The organism is Jannaschia sp. Os4, assembly GCF_016820245.1.
Taxonomy (GTDB): Bacteria; Pseudomonadota; Alphaproteobacteria; order Rhodobacterales; family Rhodobacteraceae; genus Jannaschia.
On sequence record NZ_JAFCAR010000001.1, the window covers coordinates 732,168 to 751,110 of the forward strand.

Annotated in this window: 22 protein-coding genes; 12 read left to right on the plus strand and 10 right to left on the minus strand. The window is 74.2% G+C overall.

The annotated features are described in order from the left end of the window. Positions 1 to 77 precede the first annotated feature (77 nt). Complete coding sequence (locus JQC91_RS03775) at positions 78 to 347, plus strand: peptidase (RefSeq protein ID WP_238941255.1); 270 nt, start codon at positions 78 to 80, stop codon at positions 345 to 347. Here JQC91_RS03775 and JQC91_RS03780 read toward each other — a convergent pair. From JQC91_RS03780 to JQC91_RS03790, 3 genes are all read right to left on the minus strand, one after another. Further along, positions 344 to 1,198 (minus strand): C40 family peptidase, encoded by an 855-nt coding sequence (locus tag JQC91_RS03780; RefSeq protein WP_343069895.1) that lies wholly within the window; start codon positions 1,196 to 1,198, stop codon positions 344 to 346. The two genes, JQC91_RS03775 and JQC91_RS03780, sit on opposite strands and share 4 nt — an antisense overlap. Then, positions 1,195 to 2,577: a leucyl aminopeptidase family protein gene (locus JQC91_RS03785; protein ID WP_203285420.1), complete on the minus strand. Its 1,383-nt coding sequence runs from the start codon at positions 2,575 to 2,577 to the stop codon at positions 1,195 to 1,197. Before JQC91_RS03785 ends, JQC91_RS03780 begins: the two co-directional genes overlap by 4 nt. A gap of 66 nt (positions 2,578 to 2,643) precedes the next feature. Then, on the minus strand, positions 2,644 to 3,093 hold the full coding sequence (locus tag JQC91_RS03790; RefSeq protein WP_203285421.1) for a hypothetical protein: 450 nt from the start codon (positions 3,091 to 3,093) through the stop codon (positions 2,644 to 2,646). A gap of 143 nt (positions 3,094 to 3,236) precedes the next feature. Here JQC91_RS03790 and JQC91_RS03795 point away from each other — a divergent pair, with 143 nt between their 5' ends. From JQC91_RS03795 to JQC91_RS03805, 3 genes are read left to right on the plus strand one after another with little or no spacing between them, the layout of a single operon-like run. Next, positions 3,237 to 3,902: a carbonic anhydrase gene (locus JQC91_RS03795; RefSeq protein WP_203285422.1), complete on the plus strand. Its 666-nt coding sequence runs from the start codon at positions 3,237 to 3,239 to the stop codon at positions 3,900 to 3,902. 35 nt (positions 3,903 to 3,937) lie between these two features. Then, positions 3,938 to 4,909 (plus strand): sodium-dependent bicarbonate transport family permease, encoded by a 972-nt coding sequence (locus tag JQC91_RS03800; RefSeq protein ID WP_203285423.1) that lies wholly within the window; start codon positions 3,938 to 3,940, stop codon positions 4,907 to 4,909. A 4-nt stretch (positions 4,910 to 4,913) separates the two neighbouring features. Further along, a complete protein-coding gene (locus tag JQC91_RS03805) occupies positions 4,914 to 5,225 on the plus strand; it encodes a transcriptional regulator (protein WP_203285424.1) in 312 nt (103 codons plus the stop codon). Between the two features lie 71 nt (positions 5,226 to 5,296). On the opposite strand, the gene JQC91_RS03810 is transcribed toward JQC91_RS03805, so the two are convergent. Further along, a complete protein-coding gene (locus tag JQC91_RS03810; RefSeq protein WP_203285425.1) occupies positions 5,297 to 6,922 on the minus strand; it encodes a DUF4139 domain-containing protein in 1,626 nt (541 codons plus the stop codon). 40 nt (positions 6,923 to 6,962) lie between these two features. Further along, a complete protein-coding gene (locus tag JQC91_RS03815) occupies positions 6,963 to 7,985 on the minus strand; it encodes an aspartate-semialdehyde dehydrogenase (RefSeq protein WP_203285426.1) in 1,023 nt (340 codons plus the stop codon). 143 nt (positions 7,986 to 8,128) lie between these two features. Here JQC91_RS03815 and JQC91_RS03820 point away from each other — a divergent pair, with 143 nt between their 5' ends. From JQC91_RS03820 to JQC91_RS03830, 3 genes are all read left to right on the plus strand, one after another. After that, positions 8,129 to 9,025, plus strand: a complete 897-nt coding sequence (locus JQC91_RS03820) for an SPFH domain-containing protein (protein WP_203285427.1) — start codon at positions 8,129 to 8,131, stop codon at positions 9,023 to 9,025. Beyond that, positions 9,022 to 9,333, plus strand: a complete 312-nt coding sequence (locus JQC91_RS03825) for a hypothetical protein (protein ID WP_238941256.1) — start codon at positions 9,022 to 9,024, stop codon at positions 9,331 to 9,333. Before JQC91_RS03820 ends, JQC91_RS03825 begins: the two co-directional genes overlap by 4 nt. Positions 9,334 to 9,538: 205 nt before the next feature. After that, positions 9,539 to 10,861 (plus strand): DEAD/DEAH box helicase, encoded by a 1,323-nt coding sequence (locus JQC91_RS03830; RefSeq protein WP_203285428.1) that lies wholly within the window; start codon positions 9,539 to 9,541, stop codon positions 10,859 to 10,861. Between the two features lie 99 nt (positions 10,862 to 10,960). Here JQC91_RS03830 and JQC91_RS03835 read toward each other — a convergent pair whose 3' ends face one another. Beyond that, a complete protein-coding gene (locus tag JQC91_RS03835) occupies positions 10,961 to 12,112 on the minus strand; it encodes an MFS transporter (protein ID WP_203285429.1) in 1,152 nt (383 codons plus the stop codon). Positions 12,113 to 12,189: 77 nt separating this feature from the next. Between JQC91_RS03835 and JQC91_RS03840 the strand changes: the two genes are divergently transcribed. Beyond that, positions 12,190 to 13,467 (plus strand): Coenzyme F420 hydrogenase/dehydrogenase, beta subunit C-terminal domain, encoded by a 1,278-nt coding sequence (locus tag JQC91_RS03840; protein ID WP_203285430.1) that lies wholly within the window; start codon positions 12,190 to 12,192, stop codon positions 13,465 to 13,467. Here JQC91_RS03840 and JQC91_RS03845 read toward each other — a convergent pair. Next, on the minus strand, positions 13,382 to 13,750 hold the full coding sequence (locus tag JQC91_RS03845; RefSeq protein WP_203285431.1) for a hypothetical protein: 369 nt from the start codon (positions 13,748 to 13,750) through the stop codon (positions 13,382 to 13,384). The genes JQC91_RS03840 and JQC91_RS03845 overlap by 86 nt on opposite strands. A gap of 149 nt (positions 13,751 to 13,899) precedes the next feature. Between JQC91_RS03845 and JQC91_RS03850 the strand changes: the two genes are divergently transcribed. Continuing rightward, a complete protein-coding gene (locus JQC91_RS03850) occupies positions 13,900 to 14,958 on the plus strand; it encodes a glycosyltransferase family 4 protein (RefSeq protein ID WP_203285432.1) in 1,059 nt (352 codons plus the stop codon). Here the strand turns inward: JQC91_RS03850 and JQC91_RS03855 are convergent. Both JQC91_RS03855 and JQC91_RS03860 read right to left on the minus strand, forming a co-directional pair. Continuing rightward, a complete protein-coding gene (locus JQC91_RS03855; RefSeq protein ID WP_203285433.1) occupies positions 14,907 to 15,608 on the minus strand; it encodes an HAD family hydrolase in 702 nt (233 codons plus the stop codon). The two genes, JQC91_RS03850 and JQC91_RS03855, sit on opposite strands and share 52 nt — an antisense overlap. Further along, positions 15,605 to 16,501: an aminotransferase class IV gene (locus JQC91_RS03860; RefSeq protein ID WP_203285434.1), complete on the minus strand. Its 897-nt coding sequence runs from the start codon at positions 16,499 to 16,501 to the stop codon at positions 15,605 to 15,607. Before JQC91_RS03860 ends, JQC91_RS03855 begins: the two co-directional genes overlap by 4 nt. Before the next feature lie 88 nt (positions 16,502 to 16,589). On the opposite strand from JQC91_RS03860, the gene JQC91_RS03865 reads away from it, so the two are divergent. Next, positions 16,590 to 16,928: a metalloregulator ArsR/SmtB family transcription factor gene (locus tag JQC91_RS03865; protein ID WP_203285435.1), complete on the plus strand. Its 339-nt coding sequence runs from the start codon at positions 16,590 to 16,592 to the stop codon at positions 16,926 to 16,928. Next, the gene (locus tag JQC91_RS03870) at positions 16,921 to 17,943 is read left to right on the plus strand and encodes a permease (protein ID WP_203285436.1); all 1,023 of its coding nucleotides are present in this window, start codon (positions 16,921 to 16,923) and stop codon (positions 17,941 to 17,943) included. Before JQC91_RS03865 ends, JQC91_RS03870 begins: the two co-directional genes overlap by 8 nt. A gap of 4 nt (positions 17,944 to 17,947) precedes the next feature. Here the strand turns inward: JQC91_RS03870 and JQC91_RS03875 are convergent, their stop codons facing one another. Continuing rightward, positions 17,948 to 18,235, minus strand: a complete 288-nt coding sequence (locus tag JQC91_RS03875) for a YggT family protein (protein ID WP_203285437.1) — start codon at positions 18,233 to 18,235, stop codon at positions 17,948 to 17,950. A gap of 96 nt (positions 18,236 to 18,331) precedes the next feature. Here JQC91_RS03875 and JQC91_RS03880 point away from each other — a divergent pair, with 96 nt between their 5' ends. After that, entirely contained in the window at positions 18,332 to 18,904 is a 573-nt protein-coding gene (locus JQC91_RS03880; RefSeq protein WP_203285438.1) for an acyl-CoA thioesterase, read from the plus strand. Positions 18,905 to 18,943: the final 39 nt, after the last annotated feature.

The window sequence follows — 18,943 nt, forward strand, 5'->3', positions numbered from 1 at the left end:
AGGGCGACCTTGGCCGACGGCCGTGGTGACGCACGGAACGGCATCCGACATCGACAGACCGAAGGGGGCGTTCCGCGATGACCTCGTCGTGGCACATGGGCGCGCTGGAGCGATGGCTCCGGCTCCACGAGCACAGGCTCAAGACGCTGGCGCTGTGGCTGGGCATCGCCAGCACGGTGGCCATCGTGCAGGACTGGCACCCGTGGCCGATGGTGCTCGGCCTGCCGTTCTGCGTGATCTGGATGCTCTGCGGCTGGCTGCACGGCGAGCGGCAGCTCAAGTGGATCAACGTCGTGTTCGCCGCGCTCTACGTCTACGGCCTCGCCCGCTGGGCGTGGATCGCCTAGGCCGGGCGCCTGAGCGCGACCACCTCGCCCGAGCCCTGCCCCGCGCCGCCCCCGTTCGATCCGGCGGCCATGATGCGGGTGACCGCCTCCTCCAGCGGCTCGTAGGCCACGGCCATGTGGTGCGCGTTGGCATGCAGCACCTGCCCGTCGCCCGCGATCATCCCGACATGGCCCCGCCAGAAGATCAGGTCGCCCCGGCGCGGCTCGTCCTCCACCGCCGTCCCGACCGCCTGCTGCTGGTCGCTGTCGCGCGGGCAGCGGATGCCGCAGGCCATCAGCGCGGCCTGCACCAGCCCCGAGCAGTCGATCCCCCAGCGCGACGACCCGCCCCAGAGGTAGGGCGTGCCGAGGAACATGTCCGCGACGCCCACGGGGTCGCCGAACCGCGCGCGGGCGGGCTGCAGGTGCGCGTGCGGGACGTAGTGGCCGGTCGCCACGCGCAGGAAGGCCCCCGCCTCGCCCACGACGCGCACGCGGCTGCCGAAGTAGAGGGCGACCTCCGGCGGGGCCTTCACCTCCGGCTTGGGGTAGAGATGGGTGGCGGGGGCGGCGACCCAGTGCGTCGAGACCTCGTCGCGGCCCAAGGCCCCGGACAGGATCCAGCCGCAGTAGCCGTCCCGCTCGGCCTGCGCGAAGGCGTAGCCGTCGCGCTCGTCGATCACGCGCACCCGCTCGCCGTAGAGCAGCTGCGACGCCCGCGGCCCGCGCGGCGCGTCGCAGAGGTTGACCAGCGGCTGCTGCACGGCGCGCCACGTGCCGCGCACGTAGCGCGCGGCCTCGACGAGGCCCTCCAGCTCGATCGCCGCCGCGCGCGGGGTGGCGGGGGTCAGGCGGGGATCCAGCGCGGTCATCCGGCGATCCCCGGTAGCGCGTCGAACACGGCGCGCGCGCCCATGCCGACGCCGCCCTTGGGCCGGGCCGGGGCGGCGGCGGGGTTCCAGCCGTAGATGTCGAAGTGGACGAAGGCGCCCGCCGCGCGGTCGGCGGCGAAGCGGTCGAGGAAGAGCGCGGCCGTCACCGACCCCGCCATGCCGCCCGAGGGCGCGTTGTCGAGATCGGCGATGGCAGGCTCGATCATGCGGTCGTAGGGGCGGTGCAGCGGCATCCGCCAGACCGGATCGCGCACCTTCGCGGCCGAGGCGGCCAGCGCGGCGGCCAGCGCGTCGTCGTCGGTGTAGAACGGGGCGAGGTCAGGCCCGACGGCCACGCGGGCGGCCCCCGTCAGCGTGGCCATGCAGACGATCAGGTCCGTCTCCTCCTCGCCCGCCACGGTCAGCGCGTCGGCGAGGACGAGGCGCCCCTCGGCATCGGTGTTGTTGATCTCGACCGTCTTGCCGGCGCGGGAGGTCAGCACGTCGCCGGGGCGGAAGGCGTTGCCCGCGACCGCGTTCTCCACCGCCGGGATCAGGACGCGCAGCCGGACGTCCATGCCCGTGGCGAGGATCATGTGCGCCAGCCCCAGCACGGTCGCGGCCCCGCCCATGTCCTTCTTCATCAGGCCCATCGACCCGCCGGGCTTGAGGTTCAGGCCCCCGGTGTCGAACACCACCCCCTTGCCCACCAGCGTCACGCGCGGCCCGCCGTCGCCCCAGCGCGCGTCGAGGAGGCGCGGCGCGCGGGCCGACGCGCGGCCGACCGCGTGGATCATGGGAAGGTTCGCGTCGAGCAGCGCGTCGCCGGTGACCGCCTCCATCGTGCCGCCGAACGCCTCGGCGAGGTCGCGCATCGCGCACTCCAGCTCCTCCGGACCCATGTCGGCGGCGGGGGTGTTCACGAGGTCGCGCGTCAGGGTCTCGCCCGCCGCCACGGCCTCCAGTCGCGGTGCGTCGACCCCTTCGGGGGCCACCAGCCAGGCCTGCGTCGCCGAGCCGTCCTTGTAGCGCCCGAACCGGTAGCCCGCGAGGAGCCACGCCAGCGCCGCCTCGTCCGCCGCCGCGCCGTCGAGCGGGGTATCGAGGCGGTAGGTCCCCTCGCCCAGGGCGGTCGCGGCCCGCGCGAGAAGGAACCGCTCGCGCGCGTGGTCCCGCTCCGTCCCCCACCCCACGAGGACGCGCCCGACTCCGCCACCGTCGCCGGGCAGCCGCAAGACCTCGCCCGCGCGGCCCTTGAAGCGGCTCGCCCGCGCCCATGCGGCCGCCTCGGGCGCGAGCGCGTCCAGCGCGGCGTCCACGCCGTCGGACGGCACCAAGGTCAGCGGGATGGCGGAGGCGTCGGAGGGGGCGAAGCGCATGGCGGGTCCGGGACGGGGGATCGGCGGGGCAGGATAGTCCCCGCCGCGCCGCCCGCAACCCGCCGTCTAGGCCGGCGCGGGGCGATCCACGGCGTGCCATCCCCGCCCCGCGCGCACGTCCGCGTGGCGCAGGAGCCGCGCCCGGCAGGCGGCGCGCGCGACGCGATCGCCCCTCCCCTCGCAGGAGGCGACGGCCCCGCAGGCGGCGTGGAGGTCCACGAGGCCGAGCGTCCGCGCCGCGAGCCGGAGGTCGGCCACCGCGGTCCCTGCGGCGGGGCGGGGCGCGCGGCGGTCCGGACCTTCCGCCTCCCACGCCGCGCGGAGCAGCTCCGCCCGGTCGGCCACCAGCGACAGCATGTCCCCGAGCAGCGAGGCGGCGCCCCGGCCGGCGTCGTCGCAGATCGCCGTCACCGCCGCGCGGTCGAAGCGGAGCGGCGGGGCGGGTCGATGGGCGTCGAGGGCGATCACCTCGCAGCGGGGTCGCGTGGTCGGGGCGCGTCGTGCGGCGGTCGTCATGGTCGGATCTCGTGTCGCGCCCCCACGACGGGGCCGTGATGGCACGGCGACGCCCTCCGCGCCAAACGGCATCCCCCGCGCTTTCGTCTCGAATTGTCGCCGGCTGCCCGTTATCCGGGGCCGGAGACGACCGGAGACCCCCGATGACCGAGCAGACGAAGCTCGCCGCCCGCCCGCTGCCGCAGACCCTCGTGCAGCGCCACCACGGCTGGCGCGCCACGACGTGGGAGGAGAACGCGGGCTGGTATCGCCGCCTCGCCGACGAGGGGCAGCGCCCGCGCGCGATGATCATCTCGTGCTGCGACAGCCGGGTGAACGTGACCTCGATCTTCGGCGCCGAGCAGGGCGAGTTCTTCGTGCACCGCAACGTCGCAAACCTCGTCCCGCCCTACGAGCCCGACGGCGGCGTCCACGGCACGTCGGCGGCGGTGGAGTACGCGGTGACCGCGCTGCACGTGCCGCAGATCGTCGTGATCGGCCACTCGCGCTGCGGCGGGGTGAGGGGGTGCCACGACATGTGCGCGGGCACCGCGCCCGACCTTGACCAGGACACCTCCTTCGTGGGCCGGTGGATGGACATGCTCCGCCCCGGCTACGAGGAGGTGCGCGACATCGCCGACGAGGAGGAGCGCCTCGCCGCGATGGAGCGGCGGAGCGTCGTGATCTCGCTGCACAACCTCGCCACCTTCCCCTTCGTGGCCGCCGCGGTGGAGGCGGGGGACCTGTCGCTGCACGGGGCATGGACGGACATCTCGTCGGGCGCGCTCGAGAGCTACGACCCGGAGACGGACCGCTTCGTGCCCGTCTAGGTTGACGACGGCGCACCGGAGGGGGAGGGGAACCCATGGGACTGCTCGACCTCGCGCTCGCCAACCTCCTCTCGCCCGTGATCCTGTCCTTCGCCTTGGGCGTGGCGGCGGCGCTGGCCCGCTCGGACCTTTCGATCCCCGAGGCCGTGGCCAAGGGCCTGTCGATCTACCTGCTCTTCGCCATCGGCTTCAAAGGGGGCGCGGCGGTCGCCGCCTCGGGCCTCGACGGGCGGCTGGTGGCGACCCTCCTGGTGGGCGTGGTCCTGTCGGCGGTGCTGCCGCTGATTGCCTTCGCCCTGCTGCGGGTGGTCTCGTCGCTCGACCGGATCGACGCGGCGGCGGTGGCCGCCCATTACGGCTCGATCTCCATCGTGACCTTCGTCGCCGCGACCTCCGTGGCGCAGTCCGCCGGGCTGTCGCCGGAGGGCTGGATGGTCGCGGTCGCCGCCGCGATGGAGGCGCCCGCGATCCTGTCGGCGCTCTGGCTCGTCTCGCGCGGGGCGTCGGGGTCCGGGAAGATGGATGCCGACCTCTGGCGCGAGGTGGTGCTCAACGGCTCGATCGTGCTGCTGGTGGGCAGCTTCCTCATCGGCTGGGCCACGGGGGCGGAGGGGCTGGCCAAGATCGACGGCTTCATCACCGTGCCGTTCCAAGGCGTCCTCTGCCTGTTCCTGCTGGACATGGGGCTCGTGGCCGGCCGGGGCCTGCGCGAGGCGCGTGCGGTGCTCAGGCCGGGCCTGCTCGGCTTCGGCCTCGGGATGCCGCTGATCGGCGGCGCCGCGGGCTGGGCCTGCGGGCAGGTGCTCGGGCTGTCGCCCGGCGGCGTGATGCTGCTGATGACGCTGTCGGCCTCGGCCTCCTACATCGCGGTGCCCGCCGCCATGCGCGTGGCGCTGCCGCAGGCGAACCCGTCGATCTACCTCACCCTCTCGCTGGGCGTGACCTTCCCGTTCAACCTGACCCTCGGCATCCCGCTCTACCTCGCGGCGGCGCAACTCGGAGCCTGATCCCATGGAGACCCACCCCGCTAAGCGCGTCGAGATCATCATCGAGGCCATCATGGAGCGCCGCCTGCGCGGCGCGCTGGAGGAGGCGGGGGTGACCGGCTACACCGTGCTGCCCGTCCTCGGCGGCTCGGGCCGCACCGGCGTCTGGTCGCGCGAGGGGCAGATCGGGCGCGGGTCGGGCATGGTCGCCGTGGTCTGCATCGTCCGGCCCGAGCGGGTGGACGAGCTGCTGGACGCGGCCTTCGCGGTGGTCGAGCCGCAGATCGGCGTGGTCTGCGTGACCGACGCGCAGGTGCTGCGGGCGGAGCGGTTCTAGGGCGCGTCCGGCGGGGAGAGCTTGCCCGCCGCACGCGACGTCCGCCGCGGATGCAGGGGCGCTCGCCCGCCCTACGGCCGCCAGACCAGCCGCTCGCCCTCGGGCCAGTCCATCTCGATCTCCAGCCGGATCGTCCGCGCCGCGCCCGGCGCGACCTCCATGTCCCATGCCGCGACCCCGCGCCGCCCGTCCCAGTCGGTGACGTCCGGGGCGGGCGTGGCCGCGACCTCGACCTCGAGGTCGTCCTGCTCGGACACCGGCAGGGCGTGCAGCACCGTGACCGCCTCCGCCGCGCCGGACAGGTTCTCGACCGAGAGCTCCAATACCTCGCGCAGGGTATCGGAGCGGACGAACACGCCTGCGTCCCCCTCCCCCCGCGTGACCCGGCGCCACTCCAGCACGAGGTGGTCGAGGGGCCCGAACCCGATCTCCGCGGTGGCGCCGGGCGCCCACGCGGCGAGGCGCGTCTCGCCGAGGTAGCTGCCGTCGCGGAACAGGAGCGCGGGGCCGGGGAGCACCGGCTCGGGCGACGCGTTCACCGCATCGGCCATCAGGAAGGCGGTCGCGTCCCGGCGCGGGACGGCGCGGTTCGAGAGCGTCACCTCGGGGGCGAGGGGCGCGAGGGCGACCGACGCCTCGACCCCCGGCGCCACGGTGACGGGCGCGGGCGCGGCATAGGTGACGGACAGGCCGTCGAACACCGGCGCGGCGACGGGGGCGGCCGCGACCCGGACCCGCGCGTTCGCCCGCGGGGCCGCCAGCGCGTCGGCGGCGAAGGATTCCTCCACCACCAGCTCCGGCGCCCCGATCCGCACGACGTCCGTGCCCGGCGTGGCGGGCGTGGTGCCCGCCGCGACACGTGTGGTGGCGAAGCGCATCCCGACCCCGCGCCACGTCTCCGGCCCGGACTGGCGCACCGTCACCCGGCGGTCGAGCGTCAGCGCACCCGTCCCCGTGTCCAGCCGCAGGTCGTAGGCGGGGGACCACGAGGCGCCGTATCCGAGGTCGGTCAGCCGCACCTCGCCCGCGACGGGCGACGCGACCTGGACCGGGATGGTCAGGGTGGCCGCGTTCCCCCACGCGTCGGGCGGGGCCAAGCGGGCGAGCGCGGCGCGGGCCTCCTCCAGCGCCTCGACCGCCGCCCCGCGCTCCTCCTGCAGTGCCTCGATCCGCGCCTCGGCCGCCCGGCGCGCCTCGGCGGCGGCCTGCGCCTGCGTGCCCAGCAGGTCGAGCGTCTCGGACAGGGCGGCGGGATCGGCGGGCGCGGCCAGCCCGCCCTCGCCCCCGCCGGTCAGCGTGGCGAGCCAGTCGAGCCGGGTCCGCGCCGCCATCACGGCGGCGCGGGCGTCGGCGATCCGGGCCTCGATGGCCTCGACCCCGGCCTCGGCCGCCTCCACGGCGGCACGGGCCTCCGCCTCCTCGGGCGTGTCGAGCGCCTTGAGGTCGAGCGCCTCCGCCGGACCGACCGAGGGCGCCCCCGCCGTCATGCCCTCGGGCAGCGTCACGTCGTGGGGCCGCGCGAAGGCCGGCGCCACGAGGATCAGGCGGTGGTCGCCGGGGGGCAGGTCCACCTCCGCCGCGCGGGTCAGCAGCGCCGCGTCGGCGTGGAGCGTGGCCGCCACGACGGGCGCGCGCAGGACGAAGTCCTCGGCGGTCGCGGGGGTGGCGAGGAGGGCGAGGGGAAGGAGGATGCGCATGGCCCCACGTGAACCGGGGGCCATGCGTCATGCAATACCGTCAGCGCTTGGAGAGCACCCGCTCGGCCAGCGTCTCGGCGATCTGCACGGCGTTGAGCGCCGCGCCCTTGCGCAGGTTGTCGGACACGCACCACAGGTTCAGCCCGTTCTCGATCGTCGGGTCCTGGCGCACGCGGGAGACGAAGGTGGCGAAGTCGCCCACGCATTCGACCGGCGTGACGTAGCCGCCGTCCTCGCGCTTGTCGACGACCATGATCCCCGGCGCCTCGCGCAGGATGTCGCGGGCCTCGTCCTCGTCGAGGAAGTCCTCGAACTCGATGTTGATCGCCTCGGAGTGGCCGACGAAGACTGGGACGCGGACGCAGGTGGCCGTAACCTTGATCGCGGGGTCCACGATCTTCTTGGTCTCGGCGACCATCTTCCACTCCTCCTTGGTCTCGCCGCTGTCGAGGAACACGTCGATATGCGGGATGACGTTGAAGGCGATCTGCTTGGTGTAGACGTCGGGCTCGACCGACGACGTCGGGTTGTAGACGGCCTTGGTCTGGTCCCACAGCTCGTCCATGCCGCCCTTCCCCGAGCCGGAGACCGACTGGTAGGTCGAGACGACGACGCGCTTGATCCGCGCGCGGTCGTGCAGCGGCTTGAGCGCCACGACCATCTGCGCGGTCGAGCAGTTGGGGTTCGCGATGATGTTGCGCTTGGCGTAGCCGTCGACGGCCTCGGGATTCACCTCGGGCACGACGAGGGGCACGTCCCGGTCGTAGCGGTAGAGCGACGAGTTATCGATGACGACGCAGCCGGCCTTGGCGGCCTTGGGCGCATACTCCTTCGACCCGTCCGAGCCGATGGCGAAGAAGGCGATGTCCCAGCCCGCGAAGTCGAACTGCGCGAGGTCTTTGCACTTCAGCGTCCGGTCCCCGAAGCTGACCTCCGTGCCGAGCGAGCGGCGCGAGGCCAGCACCGCGATCTCGTCGACGGGGAAATCCCGTTCGGCGAGGATGTTCAGCATCTCGCGGCCCACGTTGCCCGTGGCGCCGCACACGACGACCTTGTAGCCCATGATGGTGTCCTCTGGGGTGGAGCGGGGGCGCCCCTAGCCCCTGTGTTGCGCCGCGTCCAGCGACGTCCCGCGATGTGGCCATCACGACTGGAACTGCGCCGGGGCGCGTGACATCCCCGGACCGAAGGGAACGGGAGGTACGGATGGACGTGGACGGGCTGCTGGGCGGGGATGTCCTCGGGGCGAACGCGCTGCCGCTGGCGGTGGCGCTGGCCGTGATCGTCGGGCTGTTCATGGCGGTCCGGATCGTGCCGCAGTCCGAGAAGTTCGTCGTCGAGCGGTTCGGTCGCCTGCGCGGGGTCCTCGGGCCGGGCATCAACCTGATCGTGCCGTTCCTCGACCGCGTCGCGCACCGGGTCAGCATCCTCGAGCGGCAGTTGCCCAACGCCGCGCAGGACGCGATCACCGCCGACAACGTGCTGGTGCAGGTCGAGACCAGCGTGTTCTACCGCGTCACCGAGCCCGAGAAGACCGTCTATCGCATCCGCGACGTGGACGCGGCGATCGCCACCACGGTGGCGGGGATCGTGCGGTCGGAGATCGGCAAGCTGGAACTCGACGAGGTGCAGTCGAACCGCGCCCAGTTGATCCTGCAGGTGCGCGAGCAGGTCTCGCGCATGGTCGACGACTGGGGCGTGGACGTGACCCGCGCCGAGATCCTCGACGTCAACCTCGACGAGGCGACCCGCGCCGCGATGCTGCAGCAACTGAACGCCGAGCGCGCCCGCCGCGCCGCCGTGACCGAGGCGGAGGGCCGCAAGCGCGCGGTCGAACTGGAGGCGGACGGCGCGCTCTACGCCGCCAAGCAGGAGGCGGAGGCCAAGCGTGTGCTGGCCGAGGCGGACGCCTTCTCGACCCGCGCGATCGCGGAGGCCATCGCCGAGGACGGGCTGGAGGCGGCGCGCTTCCAAGTCGCGCTGCGGCAGGTCGAGGCGCTGGAGGGGATGGGCCAAGGCGCGGGCGACCGGACGCTCCTCGTGCCGGCGGCGGCGCTCGACGCCTTCGCCACCGCGATGGGCAAGCTGGGCGGCGGGCGATGATCCTGCTGTGGGAACTCTGGTGGGCGTGGGGGGTGCTGGCCGCCCTCCTCGCGCTGCTGGAGCTGGTCCTGCCGGGCAAGATCCTGCTGGGCTTCTCGCTCGGGGCGGCGGCGGTGGCGGCCGTGCTGTGGCTGGACGGCGGGCTGGCCGCGCGGCTGACGGCGCAGCCGGCCTTCACGGTTCTGGCATGGGCGGGGCTTTCGGTGGTCGCGTGGCTGCTGGTGAAGTGGCTCGTGCCGGGCGGTGCCGGGTCGGTTAGGCGCTGGGACCGGGACATCAACGACCTCGACGACGACCGCCGCGCTTGACGCGCACGTCGCGCTCGCCCACATGTCCCCCACCGACGCCGCGCCGCCGCGTGAGCGATGGGCGGGCCGATCCCGCCGCCGTCGTCGGACAGATCCGGATCACCTCACGCAGGGTTCGACGGCAGGACGCGCGATGGTCGCGCCTCCGCCTCCCCTCACGCGCCCGCGGGCGCCGGGCGTCCCGCGGGGGCGCCGAAAGGACCACATGACTGATTTCTCGACCCTCGGCCTCGACGGGCGCCTCGTCGACGCCGTGAAGGCCGCGGGCTACACCAAGCCCACCCCCATCCAGACCCAAGCCATCCCGCTGGCGACCCAAGGCCGCGACGTGCTGGGCCTCGCCCAGACGGGCACCGGCAAGACCGCCGCCTTCGGCCTGCCGCTGGTGCAGGCGCTCTTGGAGGCGAACAAGCGGCCGCAGCCCAAGTCGGTGCGCGCCCTCGTGCTGGCGCCCACGCGGGAGCTGGCCAACCAGATCGCCGACACGATGAAGCCCTACGTGGCGGGCACCCCGATCCGCGTGGGCGTCGTCGTGGGCGGCCAGTCGCTCAACCGGCAGGCCAACATGTTGAGCCGCGGCCTCGACCTGCTGGTGGCCACGCCGGGCCGCTTGATCGACCTGATGGACCGGGGCGCGGTGGACCTCGGCCAGACGCGGTTCCTCGTCCTCGACGAGGCGGACCAGATGCTCGACATGGGGTTCATCCACGCCCTGCGCCGCATCGCGCCCAAGCTGGGCACCCCGCGCCAGACGATGCTGTTCTCGGCCACCATGCCCAAGGAGATGGAGTCGCTCGCCGCGACCTACCTCACGAACCCGGCGCGGGTGCAGGTGAACCCGCCGGGAATCGCCGCCGACAAGGTCGAGCAGGAGATGTGGTGGGTGCCGCAGGCCGACAAGGCCGACCGCCTGAAGGAGCTCTTGGCCGAGAACCTCGGCGCCCGCTCGCTGGTCTTCGCGCGCACCAAGCACGGGGCCGAGCGGCTGATGAAGGGGCTGGTCAAGGCCGGGTTCGACGCGGCCTCCATCCACGGCAACAAGAGCCAAGGGCAGCGCGACCGCGCGCTCAAGGGCTTCCGCGAGGGGACCGTCACGGTGCTGGTCGCCACGGACGTGGCGGCGCGTGGGATCGACGTGCCGGAGGTGGCCTTCGTCTACAACTTCGACCTGCCCAACGTGCCGGAGAACTACGTCCACCGCATCGGGCGCACGGCGCGCGCCGGGCGCGACGGGCGGGCGATCTCGCTCGTGGCGCACGAGGAGGCGGGGTTGCTCCGCGACATCCAGAAGGTGATGGGCACGCAGGTGCCGGTCATGGGTGGCGAGGCGCCGCGCGGGCCGATCCCCAAGACCACGCCCAACGGGCGGGCCGGCTCGAAGCAGGGCAAGCCCGGCGGGCGGTCGCGCGGGCCGCAGAAGGGCGGCGCGCCGAAGGGGGCGAAGCCCAAGGCCGACGCGCCCAAGGGGCAGCCGCCGAAGAAGCCCAGCCGCGCCAAGCGGCCGCGGGTGCGGCAGAAGGCGGCGTGATCCGGTAGGGCGCCGCGCGACGGGAGAGGATCGCCGTGCCGGACGTGGCCCGGCGATCCGAGGCCCCACCGCGCCCGGCGTCCCGCGCGGGCGCGCCCATCAGTCGGTCCGGTCCGGCGCGAAGGCGTAGACCATCACGCCCGCCGCCAATGCGACCGCGAAGGCGCCGAACAGCGCGCGGTAGCCGTCGACCCCGCCGCCCGCCGCGTCGAAGAGCGGGCCGGTGGCGAACTGCATCAGGCCGACGCCGCCGATCCCGAACAGGTTCATCAGCGTGACCCCCCGTCCCACGAGGTGCGGCGGGAAGAAGGCCCGCCCGTGCGCGACCATCACCGGGAAGGACGCGCCCAGCGCCCCCACCGCGCAGAGCAGCGCCACCCCCGTCCACGCCCCCGGCGCGGGCATCCACCACAGCGTCGCGCAGGCGACCGCCCCCAGCGCGTTGCCGCCCCAGACCACCCACTTCCGGGTGCCGAGCAGCCGGTCCAGCGGCCCGTAGCCGAAGTTGCCCGCGATCATCGCCAGCCCCATGGCCAGCGTCGCGGTCCCCGCCGCGATGCCGAGGATGTCGATCGCATAGGGCCCCGCCCACAGGCCCCGCAGCCCCGCCGAGGGCGCGTAGTTGACCAGCATCATCGGCAGGATGGCCCACATCGCGGGGATCCGCAGCAGGTCCAGCACCGAGCCGGTCGCCCCGCCCTCGACCGGAGGGGGGTCGCGCACGAGCAGGCAGGCCGCCGCCACCGCCAGCGTCACGCCCGCGAGGGCCCACATCGTGCCGCGCCAGCCGAAGGCGCCCACGGCGGCCTCGAGCGGGACCGAGGCCCCAAGGTTGCCGAGGCTTCCCACCCCGATCAGCGCGCCGGCCAGCGTGGCGAACACGGCGGGCGGGTAGGTCCGCGCGAAGATGTAGTAGCTCGCCATCAGCACCGGCGCGCAGCCCGCGCCGATCAGCCCCATGGCGAGGTCGATCTGCCAGCGCGCGTCCGCCACCGCGAAGAGCGCCGCGCCCCCCGCGCCGCCGAGGGCGAGCAGCACGGCGGAGGTGCGCTTCGGCCCGATCCGGTCGAGCGCCGCGCCGACCGGCACCTGCATGGCGGCGAAGACGAGGAACCAGATGCCCGACGCCCGCGACAGTTCCGCCGCCGTCACGCCGAGGTCGGCTTCAAGGTCGGGAGCGAGCACCGCGAGGAAGGCCCGGAAGAACTGGCTGAGGACGTAGGCGAGGACGAGGGCGGCGAGACCGGGCATGGCCGCGCCCGTGTCACGCCCGCAGGCCCCCCGCAAGCCGGGTGGACGCCGTGCGCGGGCCACGCCTAGTGTCCGGGATGCGTGACACTCCGGATCTCTCGGGCGGCCTCCAGACCCCGTCGCTCCCCGACGCGGCGCCGCGCGGCGCGATGTGCACCGATTGTGGGCTGAGCCGGATGGCGATCGCGCCGCGCTGCGGCACGGCCTGCCAGTTCACGGTGCCGGACTTCGAGAGGCGGCAGGCGGCGGTCCACGGCGACGCGCCCGAGGACGACCCGTGGTTCGGCCCGCGCCTGTCGATGCACCGGGCGCGGATGCGGGCGCCGAAGCCGGGCGCGCAATGGACGGGCATCACCACGTCGCTGGCCGCGCGGATGCTCGAGACGGGCGAGGTCACGGCGGTGCTCACCCTCGCGCCCCATCCCGACGATCCGTTCCGCCCCGTGCCCGCCATCGTCACCGATCCGGCGGAGATGGCGCAGGTGCGCGGGATGCGGATGGGCTACGCGCCGCTGCTGGCCCTGCTCGAACCCGCCGTGGCCCAAGGCCACCGCCGCATCGCGGTCATCGGCATCCCCTGCCAGGTCCACGCGCTGCGCGCGATCGAGGCGGAGCTCGGCCTCGACCGCCTGCTGGTGATCGGCACGCCCTGCTCGGACAACACCACGACCGAGAACTTCCACGCCTTCCTCGCGCGGCTGACGGACCGCCCGGACGACGTCACCTATCTCGAGTTCCGCGCCGACTACCGCGTCGAGATGCGGTTCCGCGACGGGGCGCGCCGCCTCATCCCCTTCCTCAAGCTGCCGCTCTCGGACCTGCCCGACGACTTCTGGCCGCTGACCTGCCGGACGTGCACGGACTATTCCAACCGCCTCGCGGACGTGACCGTGGGCTACATGGCGGGCGACGGGGACCAGTGGGTGATCGCGCGCAACGCGGACGGGGCCGCGATGCTGAGGGCGCTGGGCGACGAGATCGTGCTGGAGCCGCCCGCGTCCAAGGGCGACCGGACCCGCGCGGTGCAGGGCTTCGTCGAGAACACCCGGCGCGCCGCCGGGGGTCTGCCCCTGCGGCGGATGCCGGGATGGCTGCGCCCGATCGTGGCGTGGCTGCAGCCCAAGGTCGGGCCGAAGGGCGTCGAGTTCGCGCGCGCCCGGCTGGAGATGAAGGCGGCGGAGGCGGTGCTGCACCTGCGGCGCGCGGCGCCCCACCGGATGCGCCACATGATCCCCGACCACGTCTGGCGGCTGGCCGCGCCCTACGGGATCACCGCCGCCCCCGGAGAGCGAGGGCCAGCAGCGCCCAGCCCAGAAGGCCCTGCGCCAGACGCGACAGCGACGCCTCCTCGGTGAAGGTCAGCGCGCGGACGAGGCGCAGCGGGCCGGGCGGCGGCCCGGCGACCCATTGCGCGGGCAGCCCGTCGAAGATCGCGCGGTAGTATGCGTAGAACCCCTGCGGCGAGAGCCATAGGTAGAGCCACGTCACCGCCAGCGCCGCCGCGACCCGCAGCGGCCACGGACGCCGCAGGACGGGCCACAGGAGGCCCGCCGCCACCGCCGCCGTCAGCAGCGCGACGGCGACGAGGCCCGCGCGCTCGGGCCCGCCGAGCGTCCAGAAGCTGTCCTGCGCCCACATCGGCCCGCCCTCCCGCGTCGCGCCGCAGCCTACACCGCGCGCGCGGCGGCGACAGGACCGTGCTCCGCGGGCCGCAACCCCTTGACGTCGGGCTACCTTTGCCACCCTCCGCTTGTCCGGCCCTCGACCGCCCGGCATAGCGGGACGGCATGACAGAGCTCGTCGTCACAAACCTCGACCGCCGCTACACCGGCGTGTCCGCGACGAGCGCCGCCGTCGTGCGCCTGCAGGCCGCGCGGCACGCCATGGTCCTCGCCGGGCACCCGCTCCCGGGCTGCCCCGATCCCGTGACGCTGACCGAGGCGCGGACCCTGACCCGCTCGCCGCCGGAGGGGCGCCGGGCCGCGATCTGGCACACCCGCCGCGCGGCGGAGATGCGCGCGGGGCTCGTCGCCCGCGACCTGCTCGGCCTGCCGATCCGGCTGGTCCACACCGTCGCCGCGCCGCGGCCCGGCTCGCCGCTGGACCGCTGGATGCTGCGCCGGATGGACGCGCTGATCGCCACCACGCCCGAGGCCGCCGACCTTCTGCCCCGGCCCGCCACCGTCGTCCCGCACGGCATCGACACGGAGCGCTGGCGCCCGGCCGCCGATCGCGCCGCGGCATGGGGGCAGACGGGGCACGGCGGGGCGCGGGGGATCGCCTGCGTCGGCGGCATCCGCGGCCAGAAGGGGACGGACCGCTTCGTGGAGGCCTGCGTCGAGGTGCTGCCCCGCCACCCGGACGTCACCGCGCTCGTGATCGGAGGGGTCGCCCCCGGCGACGCCGCCTTCGCCGAGAAGCTGCGGGAGACGGTGCGCGCGGCGGGCCTCGGAGGGCGCATCCTGTTCCTCGGCGAGGTGCCGTCCGAGCGGATGCCCGACCTCGTCCGCGGGCTGGACCTGCTCGTCGCGCTGCCGCGCTACGAGGGGTTCGGCGTGGCCCCCTTGGAGGCGATGGCCTCCGGCGTGCCGTTCCTCGCCACGGCGGCGGGGCATTACCGCGAGATCGCCCATGACGGGACGGCGGGGCGCATCGTGGCGCGCGACGCGGCCGCCGGTGCGCTCGACGCGATGCTGTCGGACCCCGCGGCCTTGGCCGCGATGGGCGCGACGGCGCGGGCGCGGGCGGTGGCGGACCACGGGGTCGCCGCCGAGGTCGCGGGGATCGAGCGGGTCTACGAGGCCGTGTGGGCCGGCCGGAGCGCCCGCGCCCGCAGCGCCTCGTAGGCGGGGAGCGCGGCGCGGAGCAGGTCGTCGCGCGCGACGCCGGGCAGCGGCCCCTCGGGCCCCGCGAACCCGGTCGAGCGATGGACGGAGGCGTACCAGTGCGGCGCCCACGCCCCGTCGAAGGGCTTCGGCCCCGGCGCCCACGCGAGCATCGACGGATCCCACGGGAGGCCGATCTCGGCGCACAGGGCCCGCAGCATCCCCTCCGGGCCGTCGCGCAGCGCGGAGGTGTCCACCACGATCCCCCCGAGCCGGTCGTAGAGCGCCGCCTGCGCCCCGAAGCCGATCGCCGCCTCGTCCAGCTCGTCGTGGCGGTCGGCGTAGGAGGCGATCACCCGCGCCGGATGCCGGATCAGGTGGACGTGGACGCAGCCCTCCGCCCAGCCCAGCGGCATCCCCTCCATGTGGTGGGCCATGTGCTTCTGGTAGACGTGGCGCGGCCCCTCCGCCGCGAGGCCCCGTGCGACCTCCGCCGGGTCGGTCGGCTGCGACGCCAGCACCGCCTCCCGCATCGGATGGGCGAGCCCGGAGCGGGACAGGAAGGCGGCGTAGAACGGCTCGTCGAGCACGGCGCAGTCGGCCCGCGCCGCGAAGCTGTACATCATCGCGGTCGACAGGTTGCGCGGGCCGGACCACGCGGCGATCCTCATCCCTCGGCGACCCTCGCCCTGTAGAGCGCGCGCAGCCGCTCGGTCATGGGCCCCGGCGCATGGGGCAGGGCGCGCCCGTCGATGGACCCCACCGGCGTCTGGGCGCCGAAGGTGCCGGTCAGGAACGCCTCGTCGGCCGAGTAGCAGTCCACGAGGCTGAAGTTGCGCTCGCGCACCACGATCCCGTCGCCACGCGCCACGTCGATCACCGCCTGCCGCGTGATGCCGTTGAAGCAGTAGTCGCCCGTCGAGGTCCAAAGCTCGCCGCGCTTCACCACGAAGAAGTTGCAGGCGTTGGTGGTCGAGACGAACCCGTGCACGTCCAGCATCAGCGCCTCGTCCGCGCCTGCCTTCTCGGCGGCGATGCACGCGAGGACGCAGTTCATCTTGGAATGGGTGTTCAGCTTGGGATCCTGCGTCATCGGCAGGCCGCGCAGGTGCGGCACCGTGGCCAGCCGCACGGGGCGCGGGGCCGCAGGCACCGAATGCTCCATGATGATCACGAGGTTGGGCGCCGTCTCGGTCAGGCCGGGATGCTGGAACGGCAGGCGCTTGCGTCCGCGCGTGACCATCAGGCGGGCATGGGCGTCGGTCTCCATCCCGTTGGCGGCGCGCGTGGCCTCCAGCGCGGCGACGATCTCGGCGCGGGGCGCGAGCGCGATGTCCACGGCACGGGCCGCCTCCTCCAGCCGCGCCATGTGGGCGTCGAGGAAGGCCCACCTGCCGTCGTAGAGGCGCAGCCCCTCCCAGATGCCGTCGCCGAGGAGGAAGCCGCTGTCGTAGACGGAGACCTTGGCCTCCGCCCGGGGCACGAGCGCGCCGTCCACCCAGATCAGGATGTCGGCGTTGCGCGGGTCGGGCAGGGCCTCGTGGGTGGAGAGCGCGTCGGTCATGGCGCGAGGGGTGGGCCGCACGGACGGGGTTGTCCAGAGCTCCAAAGCGCTCTATTCCACGATTCTAGTTATTTAGAAGGATGGTATCATGACCGCGCCGCTCGATCCCGCCGACCCGCGCCTCGATCCCGCCCTCGCGGCCCAAGCCTTCGCCGCGATGGGATCCGAGGCGCGGCTGGAGGTGCTCCGGATCCTCGTCCGCGCGGGGGAGCCGGGCCTCGCCGTCTCCGCCATCGGCGCGGCGACGGGCATCGCGCCGTCGACCCTCTCCCATCATCTCAAGTTCCTCGACGCCGCCGGGCTGATCCGGCGGGTGCGGGACGGGCGGGTCGTCCATGTCAGCGCGCATCTCGACCGGCTGGAGGCGCTGGCCGGGTTCATCACGCGCGAATGCTGCGCCGACGTCGGAGGACGCGACCATGGCTGACCTCACGCAATCCCTTCCCGCCCTGCCGCGCCTGCGCACCGCGTGGACCCTGTCCGCCGCCGTGGTGGCGCTCGTGGTCGCCTTGGACCCGGCCGCCACGGGCGAGGTGATCCGCTTCGCCGCCGCCGCGCTCGCGGGGACGGTCCCCTTCATCGTCTTCGCCGTCCTGCTGATCGCCGCGATGCGTGCCGCCGGCGCCGAGGCGACCATCGCCCGCGCCTTCGAGGGCAACGAGGCCCGCATGATCGTCGCCGCGGCGCTGATCGGCGGCCTCGCGCCCTTCTGCTCCTGCGAGGTGATCCCCTTCGTCGCGGGGCTCCTCGCCGCCGGGGCGCCCGTCTCGGCGATCATGGCGTTCTGGCTCGCCTCGCCGCTGATGGACCCGCCGACCCTGATGATCACGGCGGGCGCGCTCGGCTGGCCCATGGCCTTGGCCAAGGCGGCGGGGGCGATCGGGATCGGCATCGCGGGCGGCACGGTCACGGCGCTGGCGATGCGGGCCGGCGCGCTGGGCGCGGTGCTGCGCCCGACCGCCCCCGGGGCGCGCTGCGGGTGCGGGCCGTCGCCGCTCTCGGGCCGGCCCGTGTGGCGGTTCTGGACCGAGGCCGACCGGCGCGCGACCTTCGGCGCGCAGGCGGCGGAGAGCGCGCTCTTCCTGCTCAAGTGGATGACGCTGGCCTACCTCCTGGAGGCGGTCCTCGTCCGCTACGTCCCCGCCGAGGCGGTGGGCGCCGTGGTGGGCGGCGCGGGCGTGCTGCCCGTCGTGACCGCCGCGCTGGTCGGGATGCCCGCCTACCTCAACGGCTACGCGGCGCCCGCGCTGGTCGCGGGGCTGATGGAGCAGGGGATGACGGCCGGCGCGGCCTTGGCCTTCCTGACCGCGGGCGCCGTGTCCTCCATCCCCGCCATGGCGGCGGTCTGGAGCCTCGTGCGCCCGCGGGTCTTCGCGCTCTACGTCGGGCTCGGCCTCGGCGGCGCGATGGTCGCGGGCCTGATCTGGAACGCCGTCGCGTGACGGCTCAGTAGAAGGCCGGCGCGTTGTTCCGCAGGACGGTCTCGACCACGAAGATGCCGAGGATGACGATCAGCGGCGCGAGGTCGAGGCCGCCCGTCTGCGGCAGGGCGCGGCGGATCGGGCCGTAGATCGGCTCGAGCAGGCGGTTCAGCCCGTCCCAGAGCTGCGCGACCAAGGGCTGGCCCGTGTTGAGCACCCCGAAGGAGATCAGCCACGACATGATGATGTGCGCGATGATGATGAACTTTGCCACGCCGAGCAGCATCATCAGGATTTCGAACAGCGACGTCATGGCATCCCTTCCTTGGTCGCGCCCGATCTAGGAACTGCGGATCGAGGTCGCAACGGCACCATCGACCTTCGCTGCGCTGCAGCATAGGGCGGGGCCATGTACCCCTTCCTCCGACTCGCCGCCGTGATGGCCCGCGCCCGCCGGGCCCCGCCGATGGGCCTGACCGACGCCGCGACGATCCGGCTGCGCTGCTGGCCGTGGGACTGCGACATGTTCGGCGAGATGAACAACGGGCGCATCCTGACGCTGTTCGACCTCGGGCGCTTCGACGCGGGCGAGCGGTTCGGCCTGTCCGCGATGCTCAAGCGGGAGGGCTGGGGGCTGGCCGTGGCGGGCTCGTCCACGCGATACCGCAAGCGCATCCTGCCGATGGCGCGCATCGAGATGCGGACGCGGCTGGTCGGCTGGGACGAGCCGGGACGGTTCTTCTACCTCGTGCAGGAGATGTGGGTCGGCGACGCCTGCCACGCGCAGGCGCTGCTGCGCACGGCCGTCACCGCCAAGGGCCGCGGCGCGGTGCCCACGGCGGAGGTGATGGCCGCGCTGGGGCGGGACGAACCGTCGCCCGCCTTGCCCAAATGGGTCGCGGCGTGGGTCGAGGCCGAATCCACGCGACCGTGGCCGCCGGTTCACGCGGCGGACCCGCGACCGGGCCAATCCGGGGCCTGAGCCGGATCGGGCGTTGAACCGCCCCCCGCTCGGGGTCAT

Excerpts from the sequence above, each read along its gene's own strand:
- JQC91_RS03805 (WP_203285424.1), top strand. The coding sequence starts at position 4,914 with ATGGAGACCCACCCCGCTAAGCGCGTCGAGATCATCATCGAGGCCATC.
- JQC91_RS03850 (WP_203285432.1), top strand. The coding sequence starts at position 13,900 with ATGACAGAGCTCGTCGTCACAAACCTCGACCGCCGCTACACCGGCGTG.
- JQC91_RS03785 (WP_203285420.1), bottom strand. The coding sequence starts at position 2,577 with ATGCGCTTCGCCCCCTCCGACGCCTCCGCCATCCCGCTGACCTTGGTG.
- JQC91_RS03825 (WP_238941256.1), top strand. The coding sequence starts at position 9,022 with ATGATCCTGCTGTGGGAACTCTGGTGGGCGTGGGGGGTGCTGGCCGCC.
- JQC91_RS03780 (WP_343069895.1), bottom strand. The coding sequence starts at position 1,198 with ATGACCGCGCTGGATCCCCGCCTGACCCCCGCCACCCCGCGCGCGGCG.
- JQC91_RS03820 (WP_203285427.1), top strand. The coding sequence starts at position 8,129 with ATGGACGTGGACGGGCTGCTGGGCGGGGATGTCCTCGGGGCGAACGCG.
- JQC91_RS03870 (WP_203285436.1), top strand. The coding sequence starts at position 16,921 with ATGGCTGACCTCACGCAATCCCTTCCCGCCCTGCCGCGCCTGCGCACC.
- JQC91_RS03790 (WP_203285421.1), bottom strand. The coding sequence starts at position 3,093 with ATGACGACCGCCGCACGACGCGCCCCGACCACGCGACCCCGCTGCGAG.
- JQC91_RS03830 (WP_203285428.1), top strand. The coding sequence starts at position 9,539 with ATGACTGATTTCTCGACCCTCGGCCTCGACGGGCGCCTCGTCGACGCC.
- JQC91_RS03860 (WP_203285434.1), bottom strand. The coding sequence starts at position 16,501 with ATGACCGACGCGCTCTCCACCCACGAGGCCCTGCCCGACCCGCGCAAC.
- JQC91_RS03810 (WP_203285425.1), bottom strand. The coding sequence starts at position 6,922 with ATGCGCATCCTCCTTCCCCTCGCCCTCCTCGCCACCCCCGCGACCGCC.
- JQC91_RS03815 (WP_203285426.1), bottom strand. The coding sequence starts at position 7,985 with ATGGGCTACAAGGTCGTCGTGTGCGGCGCCACGGGCAACGTGGGCCGC.
- JQC91_RS03855 (WP_203285433.1), bottom strand. The coding sequence starts at position 15,608 with ATGAGGATCGCCGCGTGGTCCGGCCCGCGCAACCTGTCGACCGCGATG.
- JQC91_RS03865 (WP_203285435.1), top strand. The coding sequence starts at position 16,590 with ATGACCGCGCCGCTCGATCCCGCCGACCCGCGCCTCGATCCCGCCCTC.
- JQC91_RS03845 (WP_203285431.1), bottom strand. The coding sequence starts at position 13,750 with ATGTGGGCGCAGGACAGCTTCTGGACGCTCGGCGGGCCCGAGCGCGCG.
- JQC91_RS03880 (WP_203285438.1), top strand. The coding sequence starts at position 18,332 with ATGTACCCCTTCCTCCGACTCGCCGCCGTGATGGCCCGCGCCCGCCGG.
- JQC91_RS03875 (WP_203285437.1), bottom strand. The coding sequence starts at position 18,235 with ATGACGTCGCTGTTCGAAATCCTGATGATGCTGCTCGGCGTGGCAAAG.
- JQC91_RS03795 (WP_203285422.1), top strand. The coding sequence starts at position 3,237 with ATGACCGAGCAGACGAAGCTCGCCGCCCGCCCGCTGCCGCAGACCCTC.
- JQC91_RS03800 (WP_203285423.1), top strand. The coding sequence starts at position 3,938 with ATGGGACTGCTCGACCTCGCGCTCGCCAACCTCCTCTCGCCCGTGATC.
- JQC91_RS03840 (WP_203285430.1), top strand. The coding sequence starts at position 12,190 with ATGCGTGACACTCCGGATCTCTCGGGCGGCCTCCAGACCCCGTCGCTC.
- JQC91_RS03835 (WP_203285429.1), bottom strand. The coding sequence starts at position 12,112 with ATGCCCGGTCTCGCCGCCCTCGTCCTCGCCTACGTCCTCAGCCAGTTC.
- JQC91_RS03775 (WP_238941255.1), top strand. The coding sequence starts at position 78 with ATGACCTCGTCGTGGCACATGGGCGCGCTGGAGCGATGGCTCCGGCTC.